This is a genomic window from Paraburkholderia sp. SOS3, assembly GCF_001922345.1.
GTDB lineage: Bacteria > Pseudomonadota > Gammaproteobacteria > Burkholderiales > Burkholderiaceae > Paraburkholderia.
The window spans coordinates 3,596,996-3,613,983 of record NZ_CP018811.1; the positions used below are offsets into that span (position 1 = coordinate 3,596,996).

Below are 16,988 nucleotides of genomic sequence, written 5' to 3' on the forward strand. Positions count from 1 at the left end.
GATTGTTTTCATAGCATCCAAGCTACCTAGTTTGTTGACTAGGGCTGTCGCCGATGTCACGCACTTGCCTTGATAACCGCGTGACTAACGTTGACGACGCTCCAGACGTTGCCTTGGATCGCAAAGGTTGCACAATGGCATAAGGCGCACAGAGCAGCGCGCCGCCCCCGCACCCTCATCTAGTTCAAACAGCACTTCTTGTACTTGCGCCCACTGCCACAGTGGCACGGCTCGTTTCGCCCGAGTTTTATGCGCCTGGCCGCACCTTGTGTGTATTGAGGAAGCACATCGCGAACCCGAGCCGCCGGCTTCATATTCGCCGTTAACCGGTCCATTTCTTCCGAGGGCTCCCACGGAAAGTCCAACGTGACACCGAATTGGACATGCCCATCTGGGTTCACGGATACTCCAAACCACTGCGCCGCATGTTGCCGGTACTTGCGTTTGACGCAGTACGTCTCCAATACGTCAATCGCTTCGGGCGACAGCGTTGGATTGCAATGGAAACTAACCCCGCACGGTGGAGTGCTGCTCGACGCAAGCGTCACGTCGTGTCGCCCACCGTCGAGTTGCGTCTGCCGCGTGACGGCCTCAAGTACACGATGGACATTCATACACGAATCTTCGTCCATCGAAAGCAGGTGGAATCCGAGTTCTAGCGTTGCCGAGTCCGCCTTGGTTTCTATCTCCTTGATGAGTTGCTCGTAGCGCGTTCCGCGCATCTTCGTCAGGATGCCAACTGGTGTGTCGTCCCCCGGTTGGTTATCCCTGCGGACCAGCATCGCCATGTCCAAGTCTTGCGCGATAGAGTCCTCAAGTATGACGCTGTCGTAATTCTCGTCCAGCCAGAGATTCTGCTTCAGGTGGTAGCCGAGCACGGTCAGTTCATGCCCGCTCATCAGTTTGTCCGGGACGGCAGCACGCAGTTTCACATAGCTCAGGAGTCGCAGCGGCGTCGTTAGCATCTCCGTCAGCGTGTCGAGAAGGAACACGTCCATCACCAACGGAGGCCGGATGACATCGGTAGTCTGAAATTTCAGAAACTGGCTCGCCTGAAAGGCCAGTGCCGGATAGTGTTCTGACACGAGGCTGAACAGGAAGACCTCTTTGATGCTCGGCGGCAAATCGACTTCTTTTCCTTTGTCGTCCACTAAGCGACATCCACCAGCGAGAATTTCACTGGCGCAAGTCCAACCTTGGTCGTAGGAATCTTGTATGGCGGCAGCGAAGTCCGCCCTCAACTGATTGTCGTTTCCCTTTCGGGCTGCGATGGTCAGCTTCTTTGCCTTCGCTTGTACGATGATGAGTCGGTCTGCGTAAATGACGAGAACATCAGCCTCACCCACGATGTTCTTGCCACGATGCAGATTCACATTTGAATAGACGTGCTCCATGCCGAAGACCCCGGCCAGTCGGCGCACGGCGAACTGCTCGGTGAAGGCGCCGCGGTGCTTGGCCGCCGTCGGGCGGTAGGACTTGTCGTCCCACATCCAAAAGAACGGAGACTCGTATAGAGCCTCGTAGATGGAGTAATGCGAGAAAAGGAGCACCGTCCCGCGGTCGGTCGGAAGCAGCGGCCGTGCGGCGACCTCATTGAAGTCACCTATCCCCTTGAACGCCGCGTTGTCTCCCGTATAGAGGAAAGCACGGAAAAACGCTTCAACGACGTCCTGCGCAACTCCACTGCGAGACGCCACCTCATCGGACGAGAACTCGAACGCGGGCAGCCAGGTCTCGGGCTGGGTCTTGGCAATTCTGGCGTCCGCGAAGAGCCGAGTCCCCTTTTCGTCCATCAACGCGCACATCGTCTTGGCGATAGTCCTCGCTTGGCCGGAGGTGAAGCCTTTGGCTTTGAGCATCCAGTCGTCATCGGCCCCGTACTTCTCGGGCACAAAGTCCCTGTACTGAAAGGCGTAGGCCGACTCGGTCCCATAGAAAATGGGCTCTCGCATCCCCGCGCCGCGCCACGGGTCTGGCGGCTCGCGCCCTTCCTTCACCGCCTCGAACATGGCGGCAAACATCGGGTAGGACATTGCGTTGTGAAGCTCCCGCATGAGGACATCGGTGCGTTCAACGTAGCCTTCGACCACATCAAAGGGCTGCGGAGACAGGTCCAACGGCTTCTTCGCCATCAAGCCTATTAGCGTCGTCAACTCCGTCCGAATCAGCCGGTCCCTACTGAACAACCGGTCCATGTCGGCCGATTTCAGCTTGCCCTCAATGTAGATGACGTTATCGCGATGACAAATGTGTGCGACAGCGTGAACGTATCCAGGCGATGCAGCTAGCTCGCTCAAGTCCTCAAGAATCTGGGATTCTTCCCGCGGTTTCTCCATGGTCCCCTCCTGTCAAGTCCGAGGTCATTTTTTTACGAACCTCGTTCATGCCGAATATCCGCTTTGCCTCGAAACGGCCAAGTTCGACGGGTACGGGCACGACCAAATGAATCTATCTCCAGTACCCCAACACGGCCCTCCGAACGAACGGTTCTAAGCTTAAAGGAGTCAACCATCCCGCTGCATCGAAAGACGGCTCATGGCCGGACTCCGACGAATCGGAAACCACCTCCGCTGCGTTCCCGTCATGTTCGCTTGTCGTTTCCGCATGCTCTTTTCACCGTCGCGGTGCCGATCCCGAACTCTTCGGCGGTCTCCTTGATACTCGCGCCGTTTTCGGTACGCCATGCTTTGATAGCAGCGTAATCGTGGGATCGCGCGCGCCCTTTGTATTTTCCTTCGGCCTTCGCGATCGCCACGCCGCGACGCTGCATCTCTGCCCGATTGCGGTAGTCCGCTTCGCCTTGTGCCGCCATGAATGCCAGCACAGCATCCCGCGTTGCTTTCTCGATGGGGTCCTTGGCTTTTCCATCGAACGCCATCCCGTTGAGGGTGCATTCGACACGCACACCCAGTTCCATCAACCGGCGCATCGTGCGGTGTAGCTCGTCGTAGCGGCGGCTAATGCGGTCGAGCCAACGAACGATTAGAACACCGCCATGCCGCAAATCGTGCTCCGCTCTGCGCCACTGTTCCCGTTCGGAGGGAGCCACGTGATAGCCGCTCACGCCCTCGTCAATGAAAACGTCCTTGTCATGCACACCGTGTGATCTGGCGTCGTCGTACTGGCTCACGGACGACTGGCCGTCCGTCGTCGAAATCCGACCGTAATAGAGTTTGCGCATGGATTGGCTGGATCATTTGAGTCAATGGCTCAATAATAACATAGATCAAATATACGGTTGATTCTATTGATCCAATCTCCGGTCCGTGAGTGCATGGCTCTTTACGGTGTACCCCCATGAGCCATGCTCACGACGATACAGATTCGGTGCTAGTGAACTTTACGAAGACCGGTCATATTGCGTATCTATTATGCATTTCACTGGCTTCGGGCACATCACCGCGCCTAAACGGATTGCATGAAAGGGTACTGGCCGTAGGCCATCACGCGAATGGATCGATACAAATCGCCTCGATGGTTTGTCAAAACCGCGATACCATCGGTTGCATCAGACGTGACCTATATTAAAGTCAAAAAACACTCATCCCCATGACGACAAACCCGCCGAACGAAAATTCGATACGAGACTTTCTAGCCGAACGGCTCGATATGGTCGAACCGGGACTAACGCTCATCGACCGCGAACATTATCTAAAAAACTCTCAAGGTGCCGCGGGATTCTTAGATATTTTCGCGAAAGACACACATGATCGACTCGTCATAATCGAGATCAAACGCACCGACACAGCTGCTCGTGAGGCAATACACGAACTCTATAAATATTCAGCACTTTTACGTGAAAAATATCTCTTGCGAGACGTCGAATATCGCCTAATGCTGTTGTCAGTCGAGTGGCACGGGTTGCTCGTTCCCTACTCGGAGTTCGCAAAAACAGCGCCATTTGACCTCTTGGCGGGCCGGATCGCGCTCGATACCGACGGTTGGCCGACGCGAATCGACCCAGTTAGCACTGTTGCGACCGCAGCGCAGCGACGCTTCTCGCGACGGCACTTTCTGTGGCGCTTCGAGGCGGAGGCGAAGGCAACCGCTGCGATTCCATTGATCGCTGCGCATATGAAGGAAGCCGGTATCGACGATTTCGTTCTGATTCGGAGCCATTCAAACAATCCACTGATCAGTGAAAAGTGCTTTTTATATTTCGCACAGCAGGAGCTGACGCTCACCGAATATCGTCAGCGTATTCGCCTCCAACTCAGCGACGCCGAGTATGAAGAGTTTGAGGAAAACATGGCTGATCTGATCGAGGAGGAAGACCGGGTTAGCGAGGCAGCCGATGCAGTCTGGTATCCAGGCTACGACGATCTATTTGGCCGCATCCATTGCGACCACTCAGAAATCTCTCATCCGGAGAAGGCATCGCATTGGTTTGCTGAGGGCGCCCAACGCGACATTATGATCGAACGGTTCGGTCGATTTATCGATGCTCGGCTACTCGACAATACAATCTTGAGCGAACTCATCGGGCAGACCGGCGGATCAGATTATCACCTACGTCAGAGTGCCAGCACTATCTCACGGCCCCAGATGGAGGCGTTACGTACCAGCATTGCAAATGTTTTCTTTTTCAATTCTGAATGGCGGAATGCGGGCCTAGACTTGCTCAGCTATGCAGAACGAACCGGACCCGCAACCACCAGGATCACCGCCTTTAGCAACGAGGATGTGTTGCGTTCAGTTGCAGGCGCGGCGTTTGGCTACCCGGCCTATATTCCATCATTCCGGCTCGAAATTGAACGTGAAGGGCAGCCGGTCGAGACTTTCCTTGGGGTACCCGAATGGGACGGCACGTCATTCGATTTCGACGCCATAATGAAGGCGCATTTTGGTGCAGACCCGTTCGACTACTTCATCACGCATCATTTCGGAAGCACTCGAGGAATTAATGCCGACATCATGGCCGACCTCGGTCTGCGCTATATCATTTTCCGCATGGGCGAGGATGGCCCTGAGCGGGTACGAGTGGCGGGCTCTTCCATCGTAGGGTCTCCACGACCCACCAGAGGCTCGGTATTCAGTTTGATTGACGCTAACGTCGACGAGGTTCACAAGATCGTTGGCCTCTTTATGACGCACGATGAGGGTTTTCGCAAATCTATCGAGGTCTGGCTTAATAATGATTTCAATGTCGCGGAGCGCGTCGTCAGGGCGCGCATCGAGCAGCTGCATCCAGCCGATGGAGAATGCTACTGGATCGGAAAAATCGAACTGTGCGGCCTTTGTCACAGACATTTCAATACGGCACAATTCATGATTGACGCCCGGGTGGGCGGTGGCGGCGCCAATGTCTGTGCACAATGCTACCTAGAGGATGGGAATGGTGGCGGCGCGATATTCGCAGCGACGCGAAAGGGTTGGCTACTCCTAGGAACCGATCTACCATCGGCCGAGGTCCCGGGAACCGAGCAGCTAGTCTAATTAGAGCCAGCTGACACGTCTTAAATGAAAAGGCATCGATTTAGTCGGGCATTCGCGTCCTGTTCGATTGGTGATGCCGCCTATCTTGCTAACGCATAAACGACGGCTGCGCCGTTTATGCCCCAGAATATGTAATATTGGAATTCGACGACGCTAGCACGACGTTTATGTAGTGGCATGATGTGGCGGGACCAACTTAGCATTTCTCTCGGCCGGTCAAGTCCGCGAAACGACCAGTTGAATATGCTGATTGGATGAGATAACGATCAGACCAAACGAGACATACATAAGCGACGCAACCGTAGACTTCCAATATCGTTCAGCAAACCGCCATACACCATATGCCAAATCCTTTCCAAACTCGACAGCCCAATATTGGTGCCAACGGCAACGTTCGCGAACCGCAGCGCGGTGCGTACCAAGCCCTTGTGGATTTTGCGAGCGACCCGACCGATACCACACGCGAAGTTGGCGTAGTGCTCCCTGTGGGATGCGGCAAATCGGGGACGATTACCCTGGCCCCCTTCGCCTTTCGGTCGAACCGGACGTTAGTCATCGCGCCCGGCGTAAATATCGCAGGGCAACTTGCCGCTGATTTTGATCCCAGCAATCCACGCATGTTTTATCAAAAGTGCGGCGTGCTGGTCGGAGGGCCCTACCCCGAGCCGGTCGAGATTCGCGGCACCACTGCAAACCGGGGTGACCTAGACGAAGCGCATGTCGTTATTACGAATATTCAGCAACTCCAAGGGCAGGATAACCGTTGGCTTATGACGCTGCCGGCCGACTACTTCGATTTGATTCTGTTTGACGAAGGACACCACAGCGTCGCCCAGACGTGGGAAGCACTGAAGCAACATTTCCCAGCTGCGCGAATCGTAAACTTCAGTGCCACGCCCCAGCGTGCTGATGGCCAACTCATGGCTGGCCGCGTGCTGTACTCGTTCCCAATTTTCCGAGCGATCCAAGCGGGCTATGTGAAGCGCCTCAAAGCGGTCCAATTGAATCCTCGCACGCTGCGTTACGTGCGACGCGAGAACGGAGAGGAAATCGAGGTCGGACTGGCGGAAGTACGCCTGCTCGGCGAACAAGATGCCGACTTCAGACGTAGCATCGTCACATCCACTGAGACACTAAACACAATCGTCGACGCCTCAATTAGAGAGCTGAACCGTTTGCGTAACGAGACGAGCGAACGACGGCTGAAAATCATTGCTTCCGCGCTGAATTTTGAGCACTGCCGCCAAATCGTGGAGGCATACAACGCACGCGGACAGCGCGCTGGTTATGTCCACTCGCGAGAAAACAGCGCAGCCAACGCACGAGTGATGACGCAGCTAGATAACCACCAACTAGATGTCATTGTCCAGGTGCGCAAACTCGGTGAAGGCTTCGACCATCCGTTCCTCGCCGTAGCGGCCGTCTTCAGCATCTTTGCAAACCTATCGCCTTTTGTGCAATTTGTCGGCCGCATCATGCGCGTGATCGTTCAGAACGAACCCGGTAATCCCGTAAATCAAGGCGTGGTCGTGTTCCACGCCGGTGCCAATATCGCGCGGCAATGGGGAGACTTCCAGCAATACAGCGAAGCTGATCAGGCCTACTTCGACCAATTGCTACCGTTGGAAGGCATGGACCCCGCCGACCCTGGCGAGCGAGAAATCACGCCTGTACCCCGGCCTGGCGACGAAATGGAAGTGCGCGCCCAGTCGGAAGTGCAACTTGAAGAACTACCCTTGCTTGAGGAAGATGAGGCAGCTGCCATTAGACTCCTACAAGAGCGCGGCATCATTGACGCAAACTTCGATCCAGACCGGCAGACACTGCAAGCCGTGCCAGTAACGCGTGTGGCACAACGGCGCGCAATGCGCGGCGGACTGGATATGCGGGTGCGCACAGCCGCCGCCCGAATCCTTGCCCAACGGGGCATCAATCCAGAAGGGCGCGACCTTGATCGTCAGCGCCTTAATCGCAGCAATCTGATTGTGTTGAAGTCGGCCATCGACCGCCAAGTAAATGCCGTTGCGGGACGCGCAGCTGGTCAGCGAAGCGAGTTCGTACGCGAGGAACTTGATCGAGTTGATGCGGGCTTCGACGCTATCGTTGCCGCGGCAACGCACGAGGTGTTTGGTGGCAATTAAATCTCTCATTACTCAGGTCGGCGTTGACACGGCCGGCAAGTCTCACAACTGCCAGGCAAACAGCAAGCACCGTATCGCGATGGGCGATGTTCGCCTGAAGGTACGTAATGGGCGAAGTTGGGACCACTACTGTCGGGACTGCGCGCTTAATATCATCGCCCGCGATATTGCGAAGCTACAGGCTTTGCAAAGCCTGACGCCGACCGTAGAGAGGTAAACGGCGGCCGTTGTCACACAACAGTCGCCCTTCGTACGGCGAGTGAAGGACCGTATCAGTTGCCGCCGTAGTGCAGTTCCGCTCGCACATCCATCTACGCAATGCGCTTGAACATCGAGACGACTAGCACGCCTTGATACACTTCTGGCGAAGTTCTTCAAGGACAACCTGGCATCCTCTTGATCATATGCGCGCTCACATTCGTGATTCATGTGATCGCGAACCATCACAAAGAGATCAAATGAATCAAAATCCACCCAACGGTCCTTTTCTCCCTTCTATGACGTGGACTCAAAACCGCATCATGCTCCATGCTATGGATAAAGGCGGCCTTCCCACGTGGGAGAAACCTGAAACGTACGCCGAGCGGTCAGCAGAGTTGGACGAGTGTGTCGAACCAGCCTATCAGCAGCGCGCTAGGTACTTCAAGGCGTTCACGTCAGCGTTTGCACAAATTGGGACACTGCCCGACGAATTGCGCTTGTCGATCGAACCCCTGCATCCCTTGCCTACGCTGGACCTCAAGAAGCATGTTACCAAGCGCCTGGCGGCTTTCGGGGTCAAGGCGCCCGATGCGCACCAAGGGCTGGGACTTGTCTCTCGTGCATTACTTAACAGCTATTATCCGCAGGCGAGGCTATTTGACTTAGTTATACCGGCTCCGCCGACTTCGCATCCTGACCTCTTTCTCTTCGACCCCCTTATTGGCTTCGTTCTATGGGAGGAGGACGGCAAAATTCACAACGACTGGTTGGGAAATAAGCGCGACCTTGCCGACCTCATACGTCTTCCGACGGAAACTCGGCGTATGCTTTATCGGTCTCAAGGCGACCTTTTCCGGGTGGGGAGTTCGCTGATGAGACGCGTAATAATCCCCTTGCTCTCGACGCGGCGAGAATTCGCCAGCGATGACGCGGATATTCCGACCATCACGATTGACAGCCAGCGCGACCTCGACGCACTTGTGGATGATCTCCGTACTGCTTGCGCACGAGCGCCGTTCAATGTTTCGGCCGTGTTCCGTGGGCAAACGGAAGAACATCGCCTTCCCGACCGGAGCGAACTGGTAGCTACTCAGGTTACGCCGTACTCAGACGTGAAGGACCATAGCGTTATACCGTCTCTGTATCGACACTACGACCAATTTCTTGACGATCCATCGCAATTTCGTGGGTTCGTGTCGCATTTATCGGACTGGTGCTTCTATTCTGACTTAATCTTCGGAGATCCAGCTAGGTACCTGACACCGGACGGCCACGTGTATAAGCCGAAGGGCATAGGGTCCGATAGCACTCTCACGATTCAGTTTTTCCAAGATGCCCCAGTTCTCGGCCCACGATCACTTGACAACGGCAATCCGTACACACGCTGGACTGTGAGTAACGGAAACGGCGAGGTACAAGATGAGTACGTCAAACATTTTCGAATGGGGCACTACGACGTACGCCGGAACTTAGTTCTCCAACACTATGGCGCACCGACACCATATATCGACGTCACTCATGACATTCGAGTTGCAGAGTGGTTTGCTTTTAATAAGCTTAGCGTTACTGCTACTGGCCTTTCATCAAACACCGAACTCGCAGGGCCACTTACGAATTCTGCAATATTTGTATTCTTGGTTCCCGACGGCGCGGCACCCCTTGTCAACACCGAACAACTGACATCACCGGACGAGGCTCTACGCCCGCATCGACAAGCTTGTGCAGTGCTTGGAGGATCTGGCGCCCTGTATCGCAACGCCGCAAGCCGTTTTATCGGTCTGAAAATCAAGTTTGCAGATGGATTCCGTCCGTCGAACCTACCGAACGCACGACACCTGTTCCCTGGGCCAGATGAAGACCCGATGCTTAAGCGCCTACTCGCCATGTACGAAGTGCCGCATGGCCTGATGAAGACGTTCCCCGTGTACTGGTTTCCAAGCTAAAGCGATCTGGTGACGGGGATCGTAACTTTTATATCTGGAACGTCCGCTCCACTTTCCCCAGCGGACCGTTTCGAATGGAATATCAGTGTCGCTTTCGGGGTCGTCCGCGGAAGTTCGCCGTAAAGTCAAGGGTAGCGCAAATCGGTTGCTCTTTGTGACGCTCGAACATACGCAGTCTGTAAGTGCCAACCCGCTACAATTGCGAACACAACACAAAGCGTGAGGCGGCGGATGGACATTGATTGGCAGGTATACGCGAAGCTTTTTGCGGTGTCTGTGTTGTCCGCCTCGGTTGTTAGCACGTTGATAAACGTGTACTTCAATGCGCGAAAAGAAGCTCGCGATCACCGGCGCGAAGCTGCGGCTGCAGCGGCCAGTGCCGTGCAAGCGCTGGAAGCATACTATTGCGCAGCGGCGCGCATGATCGTGGACGCCGACATCGCCCAGGAGGAAGTCTTACGTGGCGAAGCCGGACGCAACGGGATCGGTCTACCGCAATTCGCATATCCCGAGGACATGGACTGGAAATGGTTAGCGCCAGGAACTGCATCTCGCCTTCGCTTTTTTCCGACAGCGAGAGAAGCTGCGCAGCGACATCTGGCCACGGAGTGGCAGTATTCCCTACCGCCCGATCATCTTTCGGATGTCGCCGTAGAGTGCGCAACGCTGGCGAACAAGGCTTGGGCGCTCGCGCAGTCTGTCCGCACTGAGCATCGATTGGGCGAAGCCGTGCTGGATGAGCACGACCGCTACATACCGGACCTCATAGCTCGGACGCTGCGCGAGCGTGAAGAGGCATTTGCACGGATGAAAGCCATGGCAGCGAGGACGCGTGAGCCGACGATAGGGGTCTAATGGATGTCATCCGATAGCGAACTTCACGCGTTGACTGCTGCCGCAAGGGAAGCAGCGATAAATCCACAGCAAATCGCTGCCAGATACGCTCTTGCGAAATTCACAGCTAAAACGTTCGAACAGGTAGGCGAAGAGTTGCAGTCCGTCGGGTATATCTTTGGCGGCGATCGAGTAAGTGGCAAATCGCCCTTCGGGCATGGCAGCGATGAAATCGTCGCCGTTTCGTTGCTGTTTCGTATCGCTGGGCAGCTCACGTCCTCCAGTGCTGATCTGTTTGCAGACGGAAGGCACTACGCTGCTGCTGCCCTGCTTCGCCAAATCGTGGAGATCGAATATCTCGCATGGGCCTTCGAGAGTCGCGATAACGACGCCGAACGTTGGCTCCGCAGTAGCGCCGATGAACGGCGAGATTTCTTCGCACCCGCCAAGCTTCGGCAAGCGGCTAATGGCAAGTTTCGCGGAAAGGATTATTGGTACCACTGCGAGCTTGGCGGACATCCCGTTCCAAATTCTTCCCTTTTACTCCGACGCAGCGAGGTAACTTGTCAGTTTCTTCTTTCTGACTTGTTAGGGCATACCGGCAGGATTTGGGATCACTTTCTTGATTGGTCTGCAGGCAACGAATGGGCGATTCCGGTTCATCGTCAGCGTCAAGGCATGTACGAGAAGTACGACGCATGGAAAAAGGTCGATGAACTTCTGCGATTACCACCGCCTCCGTAACACCTTTGACGGTCGTGTTGCCGGAGCCGCATGATCGCCTGCGGCATGGATTTGCTGACGCGGCGAAATCTAACGTCGGCCGTGTCCGGCGATTCGGTGGCACAGCTTCTTTCCTAAGCCGCCCCCAGACGCCGTTCTGACTCAAGCACGGAACGGGAACTCGACCAATTTATTACAATAATCCTTCACTTTGACGAACGTTCGTCACGCTCAGCCGGCTGTTTGCTCGCGCTTCCGGTTCTCCGGTATCTCCTATGCCCGCCAAGCCGTCCTAGGGCCATTTAAGGGCCGCCGGGACGGGATTTCTGCCGTCGAGCCGCTTTTTCCATAGACAATGGCATCTCGAATATTACATTTTTGCTACAGACCACCTTGATGCCCATTTTTTTGGGCAACTTCCCGGGGATAGTTTCGAAAAATTTATGCTACGATTGCTTAAAATTCGGCAATTTTTATTCATTTTTTAGCCGAATTGATAGTTTTTTGTCGAAAACAGGATCACCTGCATCGCGCCTTATTGTCGAAGCGAGGCGCCCGGAAAACAAACGGAAATCCCTCCGTGACCGGTCGGGGTTTGGCCCCGGACCTTGACGTTGTTCACTACCGCCAGCCGTTCGCTGGCAAGCCTGCAGAACCCGCTTTCCCCACTTCGTTTGTCCCGCGCCTAAAGCCGTTACGTCATCACGGCGGCCTTCGCACGTCCCAACTGATAAGGATACCTACATATGATATCTCGCGAGCATCGAACTCCTCTGTTCCGGCTAGGCGACATCGTTGCCACTCCGGGAGCCATCTCGCTTCTCGAGCGCACAGACACGCACCCGCTCGACCTGCTGCTGCGTCACATGCGCGGCGACTGGGGCACCGTGAGTGAAGCGGATGCGATCGCAAACCGGCTGGCCGTCGAACAAGGTTCTCGTCTCCTGTCGGTCTATCTGCTCGGTACCCCGTCCGAAGTGCTGTGGATCATCACTGAGGCCGGACGGCACGCAACGACATTGCTCCTTCCGACGGAATATTGATCGTGGAATTCATCGTGCAAAAACTTCACCCTGCACTGCGTCCCGATCAGCGACTTGAGGTCGCCAATACCCGCAAGGTCCTCCATTCGGCCCAAGGCCAATGGGATTCCGGCTGCACGCTACATTGCCTTGCGATGGCCGGTGCATTGCTCGGTCGTTTGCCCGATACGAGGCTTGTATCGTGGCGGCGGCGTGGGGCGGGTGCGGCCTTCTGGGATAGAGTCTGGCCGTTCTACCTGTCCGGTGCAACGATGGACGAGCTTGCGGAACTGGTGTTCGAGCTCGGATGGGGGCTTCGCCCAAAGGTCGTCGAGGGTACACACCGGAAAGTAGTGGCGTTCTGTGAAGAGCAATTGCAGGGCGGCCACCTTGTGATCCTGAGCTGGCGACCAGCGCGGAGTACACATTTGCATGCGGTGCTCGCCATCGGATTCGAAGGTCGTCAGTCTGGCCGCGCGTTTCGGCCTAGCACCTTACTGCTGCTTGATCCTGCCGAGTACGAACCGTGGCTGGCATCGAGCAATGCACGATTGACCTACCGCACAGAAACGTCAGGCAAGTACGCAATGCATGGCACTTACGTGACCGCCTACTCCAGACAATCTATTGTCGTTACCGGAGCACTGTCGATCCAGGTGCCTCGCGACAAGCGAGCGGCGCGCAAAGCTACCGCAGCCGCCGTTGTCTGACCGGGGCGGGTTCCCCAACGTTGGTGCGGCGCGTACCCGTGGGTTTCAGGTTGATATTCAACGGCTCGAACAGCTGCGCGAGCGTCAGGTTCATGCAGTACGCGAGATTCGCCAGCGTTTCGACGCTCGGATTCCCTTTGCCGCGCTCGATCGTTGAAATATAGGTGCGGTCGACCATCGCGTCATGCGCAAGTTCTTCCTGGGATTTCCCCGCCTCAATCCGGCATGCCTTAACCCGCTTCCCAACGGCGGTCGCGATCGGGCTGCGCTTATCTGAAGTTTTCGCTTTCGGGCTCATGCCTTAATGATCCAGACATGAATACAGAATCTCAACGGAATACACACATCATTTAACGACGTGTTAACACCTGCATTGTTTACGCTACAATTTTCGCTCCACACCGCTGCGGTTGATGGGGCACAACGGAAAAACCTATGGACAAACATGAAGAGGAGAAGCGCGTAATGCCCGATGGCATTGCGCTGACGACGCTTTTCGATCCTTTATCGGTCACGCCGACGTCAGACGGAGTTCCCACACCCGTGATCCGAATTGTTGGGGTGGGCGACACCGGCGCGCGCCTGCTTGGTCTGTTGCGTAATGCGGCGCTGCCGCGAGACGTTGAACAGATCGTGGTGAATACCCCTCAGGCTCCTGTCATAAACCGCATTCGCGATGCCGACCTCGTGCTGCTCCTGGTCAGCACCATCGAGCAGGACGCGCAGCGCGCGGTGAAAGTGATTGCGACGATGGCCCGCCTGTCCGGTGCACTGGTGGTTGGCATGTTGACCCCGGACGTAGGGGACCACGCCGACGCGGGGCCGCTTCTCGCCGCATACAGAGATAGCTTCGATTCGCTCATCGTGCTGCCTTCAGCGCCGCACGAGTCGGTGATCGCGAAGCTTCTCGGAGCATATGTCGTCGCCGCGACGGAGGGTCTAGCCTGCGGTTTCCAGATAACAGCGCCGGTGGGAGCCGATTACCTTGATGTCCGCGCGACGTTCACCGGTACGGAGAAGGCACATATCGGAATCGGCACGGCGCAAGGTGCGGACCGCCCCCGTCATGCAGTGGCCGGGGCTATCGAAGACCTCGGCTCGACATGCGTGCAGCAGGCGGATGGCGTTCTGGTCCTCGTCGCCGGATCACGCTCCCTGCGCCTGCGGGAGATTGGGGCCGTCGCAGACTGCATACAGGCATCGGTCGCGTCCACATGCCGGACATGTCTTGCCGTGCACTACGACGCACGACTGGGCGATGTTCTTCGCGTGACCCTGATCGTGGCAAGCGCGCTCGCCGACAGCACCGGTGCCTGACCGGACACGACGCATCCAATCACGAGCCTTCACCAGAAATCAATCATCTACCAGCCTAACCAAGGAATTTATAAATGAATGCACATAGCGGCTTGTGGAACCGTACGCCCTGGCATGCGCTCGCGCTGTCGCTTGCGCTTGTTATTCCACTCGGCGCATCCGCACATGAAGGCCCGCGTATAAAAGGACTCGCTCTCGGTGATCGGCCTGTCGCGGTGCGAAATGCGGTTACTGCACTGACGAAGAACGGGACCTCGTGCCATATCGACGAGAAGAAGGACACATCAAACCCGTATCTGAATCTGACGATTCAGACCTCCTACGGGATGGCGCTCAATTGCGGCGCGGTCGGGCAGCCTCAATACGTCGCCTTCTTCGAGTTTCGCGATAACCGGATGACGCGCTACACGGTCGGCGCGGAGTTCGCGACGGCGATCTTCAACGCGGGCAGCATGCCGCTGACCGATTTCGCGAAGGCAGTCGTGGACGCATACGACATCCCGCGGCTTGACCCTTCCAGCGATCAGCGCTTTCTGACCTACCACGATACCGAGGGTGGATGGGAGATCGATCTGTACCCGGATCACAGCTTCACCGTTCGAACGGTCGACACACCCCGGCAGCAGACGAAGAACTTCAACTGACATGGCCGCCAAGGCCCGGTGTCTGGCGGAAAGGTGCGCATGTCCGGCACACGTCCGCCGCGATCGCCGGGCCCGCCACCTACCAACATGACAAAAATACTCAGAAGGCTTGTCGGGCCAGCGGGGTACTACGTGTCGTTCTGTCGAACGATTCGTGCGGTCCCGTTCCCCATTCGACTTCCCGTTTTCGGCAGGATATCGACGATTGCCGAAGTCCTGAACATTCATGACAACTTTGCCAAAGGTGAGATCAGGCACGACGTCATCGAACATCAGCTGGAACACCCGGAACATCCTGTCGTCGTGGATTGCGGCGTGAACGTCGGCATCACGATCCGCTGGTGGCATTACCTGAATCACAACGCGACGGTTTTCGGCATTGACATGATGGACGAAGCCCACGCGTTCACCTGCGAACGCATTGGCGAGCCAAACGATTGGTACATCCCGATCACGTGCGCACTTTCAGCTTCTGACGGCAAGGTACTTAGCATCAGTTTCGATGACCCTCTGTCTGGTAAAAACAGTGTGGCACCAAGACAGCGCGCGCACACCAGGACAGTGGCGACAGCGACGCTGGACGCATCTCTTGCGGAGTACGGTCTCGAGCGCATCGACGTGTTGAAGATGGACATCGAAGGCAGCGGCGCGGAAGCCCTCAAAGGTGCGCCGCAAACGCTCCAGAAAACACGATTTGTCATCTTCGAAACTCACGGTCGCAAGGAGATGTCGGGTGCGTCTGACATCCTCCACACGGCCGGTTTCGAGCTTATCGGTCTGCGTAACCGCACGCTCATCTACGAAAAGCGAGCGCCCGTCGCGTGAAGCGCGTGCCCATCGATATCAACTACATTCACAGCGGCACACGTCGCCGCCTTCCATCCTGAACCTGGTCATGCTGACGAATTGCGTCTATCAGATTTTCTACGATGATGAGAGCCGGGGCGCGCTCGACCGCGGCTTCCTCCCGCTCGACAACACCGGGCAGCGTCCCGACTGGCGCGAATACTGGCCGATGAGGCAGTTCCTGCTCAGCAACACGCTCGACGAGAACGCGCGGTACGGCTTCCTGTCACCGAAATTCGCGACGAAAACGAAGCTAACGTCTGGTGACGTCTTTGCGTATCTCGCCGGGCAGCCTGACGACGTCGAAGTTGTGATCTTCTCGCCGTTCTTTGAGCAGAACGCGATCTTTCTAAACGTTTTCGAGCAGGCCGTGCATCATCACGCTGGAATTGCGCGGGCGCTCGAAATGGCGTGCAGGAGGATCGCGCCGACCTGCGATACGAGTCGCCTCGTGCAAAGCTCCGAGCAGGTGGTCTACTGCAACTACATCATCGCCACGCCGCGATTCTGGCGCGAATGGCTCGCCGCCTGCGAGATATTGTTCGACATTGCAGAGACGAACTCAGGCGCGCTCGGTCCCTTGCTGAACGCCGAGGTACCGTACGGCGACATCCGGCTTCCGGCGAAAATCTTCATCATCGAGCGGATTGCGTCTCTCCTTCTTTCGATCAGAGCATTCAGGTCGCGAACCATGGAGATCGAACGCACAACCCTGTCGACTCCGGACTGGGTGCCGCACACCAATCTTCTCATCATGCTCGACGCGTTGAAGTACGCCGCCCTCGGAACAGGCAGGGAGGAATACGTCAAGGTCTTTAACGTTGAACGAAATCTACTGGCCGGAACGGTTAAGCGCGAGCGCGAAGCTGGGAAAGGGCTTGTTCAAGCTCTGAATCATCCGAACCGCGCAGCGCGACGAAAAGCCGCGCTTGGAAAGCAGAGGAAATAGTTGTAGCGCAGATGCTAGCCTGTAGCTCGACATGTTCTAGCGTTGCTGCATGATAGAGCACGGTAGGCGAGCTTCGCGGTGCTTTTGGTATCCGCGTTGCAGTGCTGGCTGCAAGGCACGGACTGGATGTTGAGGAGGGGGAACTTGCGTCCATCATTCCTGTGGCCGTAGACGATGAATAGTGCCGCTCCCTATAGCCCATGTTCCGCTGGGCGGAAAAAG

14 protein-coding genes are annotated in these 16,988 nt (G+C 56.3%); 11 read left to right on the forward strand and 3 right to left on the reverse strand.

The window, feature by feature from the left end:
* Positions 1-179: 179 nt before the first annotated feature.
* Positions 180-2,336, reverse strand: a complete 2,157-nt coding sequence (locus BTO02_RS16090) for an SEC-C metal-binding domain-containing protein (protein ID WP_075157870.1) — start codon at positions 2,334-2,336, stop codon at positions 180-182.
* A 245-nt stretch (positions 2,337-2,581) separates the two neighbouring features.
* Entirely contained in the window at positions 2,582-3,181 is a 600-nt protein-coding gene (locus BTO02_RS16095) for a recombinase family protein (RefSeq protein ID WP_075157871.1), read from the reverse strand.
* 368 nt (positions 3,182-3,549) lie between these two features.
* Between BTO02_RS16095 and BTO02_RS16100 the strand changes: the two genes are divergently transcribed.
* The 7 genes from BTO02_RS16100 to BTO02_RS16135 all read left to right on the forward strand — a co-directional run bounded on the left by BTO02_RS16100 (position 3,550) and on the right by BTO02_RS16135 (position 13,010).
* Positions 3,550-5,436, forward strand: a complete 1,887-nt coding sequence (locus BTO02_RS16100) for an endonuclease NucS domain-containing protein (protein WP_075157872.1) — start codon at positions 3,550-3,552, stop codon at positions 5,434-5,436.
* A gap of 341 nt (positions 5,437-5,777) precedes the next feature.
* Positions 5,778-7,577 carry a DEAD/DEAH box helicase gene (locus BTO02_RS16105; protein WP_075157873.1) on the forward strand — a complete coding sequence of 600 codons (1,800 nt, stop codon included), beginning with the start codon at positions 5,778-5,780 and terminating at the stop codon, positions 7,575-7,577.
* Between the two features lie 458 nt (positions 7,578-8,035).
* Positions 8,036-9,721 carry an FRG domain-containing protein gene (locus BTO02_RS16115; protein ID WP_198039153.1) on the forward strand — a complete coding sequence of 562 codons (1,686 nt, stop codon included), beginning with the start codon at positions 8,036-8,038 and terminating at the stop codon, positions 9,719-9,721.
* A gap of 231 nt (positions 9,722-9,952) precedes the next feature.
* Positions 9,953-10,576: a hypothetical protein gene (locus BTO02_RS16120; RefSeq protein ID WP_156883839.1), complete on the forward strand. Its 624-nt coding sequence runs from the start codon at positions 9,953-9,955 to the stop codon at positions 10,574-10,576.
* A gap of 3 nt (positions 10,577-10,579) precedes the next feature.
* The gene (locus BTO02_RS34335; protein WP_156883840.1) at positions 10,580-11,299 is read left to right on the forward strand and encodes a hypothetical protein; all 720 of its coding nucleotides are present in this window, start codon (positions 10,580-10,582) and stop codon (positions 11,297-11,299) included.
* 725 nt (positions 11,300-12,024) lie between these two features.
* On the forward strand, positions 12,025-12,321 hold the full coding sequence (locus BTO02_RS16130) for a hypothetical protein (protein ID WP_075157878.1): 297 nt from the start codon (positions 12,025-12,027) through the stop codon (positions 12,319-12,321).
* A gap of 2 nt (positions 12,322-12,323) precedes the next feature.
* A complete protein-coding gene (locus BTO02_RS16135; protein WP_075158923.1) occupies positions 12,324-13,010 on the forward strand; it encodes a hypothetical protein in 687 nt (228 codons plus the stop codon).
* On the opposite strand, the gene BTO02_RS16140 is transcribed toward BTO02_RS16135, so the two are convergent.
* Positions 12,988-13,308, reverse strand: a complete 321-nt coding sequence (locus tag BTO02_RS16140) for a helix-turn-helix domain-containing protein (protein ID WP_075157879.1) — start codon at positions 13,306-13,308, stop codon at positions 12,988-12,990. The two genes, BTO02_RS16135 and BTO02_RS16140, sit on opposite strands and share 23 nt — an antisense overlap.
* Positions 13,309-13,445: 137 nt before the next feature.
* Between BTO02_RS16140 and BTO02_RS16145 the strand changes: the two genes are divergently transcribed.
* The 4 genes from BTO02_RS16145 (at position 13,446) to BTO02_RS16160 (ending at position 16,766) form a co-directional block, all read left to right on the forward strand.
* Positions 13,446-14,327, forward strand: coding sequence for a hypothetical protein (locus BTO02_RS16145; RefSeq protein WP_075157880.1), 882 nt, complete (start codon positions 13,446-13,448; stop codon positions 14,325-14,327).
* A gap of 74 nt (positions 14,328-14,401) precedes the next feature.
* Entirely contained in the window at positions 14,402-14,971 is a 570-nt protein-coding gene (locus BTO02_RS16150; RefSeq protein ID WP_075157881.1) for a hypothetical protein, read from the forward strand.
* Positions 14,972-15,010: 39 nt separating this feature from the next.
* Positions 15,011-15,796: an FkbM family methyltransferase gene (locus BTO02_RS16155; RefSeq protein ID WP_156883841.1), complete on the forward strand. Its 786-nt coding sequence runs from the start codon at positions 15,011-15,013 to the stop codon at positions 15,794-15,796.
* 70 nt (positions 15,797-15,866) lie between these two features.
* Entirely contained in the window at positions 15,867-16,766 is a 900-nt protein-coding gene (locus BTO02_RS16160; RefSeq protein ID WP_075157883.1) for a hypothetical protein, read from the forward strand.
* The last annotated feature ends 222 nt before the right edge of the window (positions 16,767-16,988 follow it).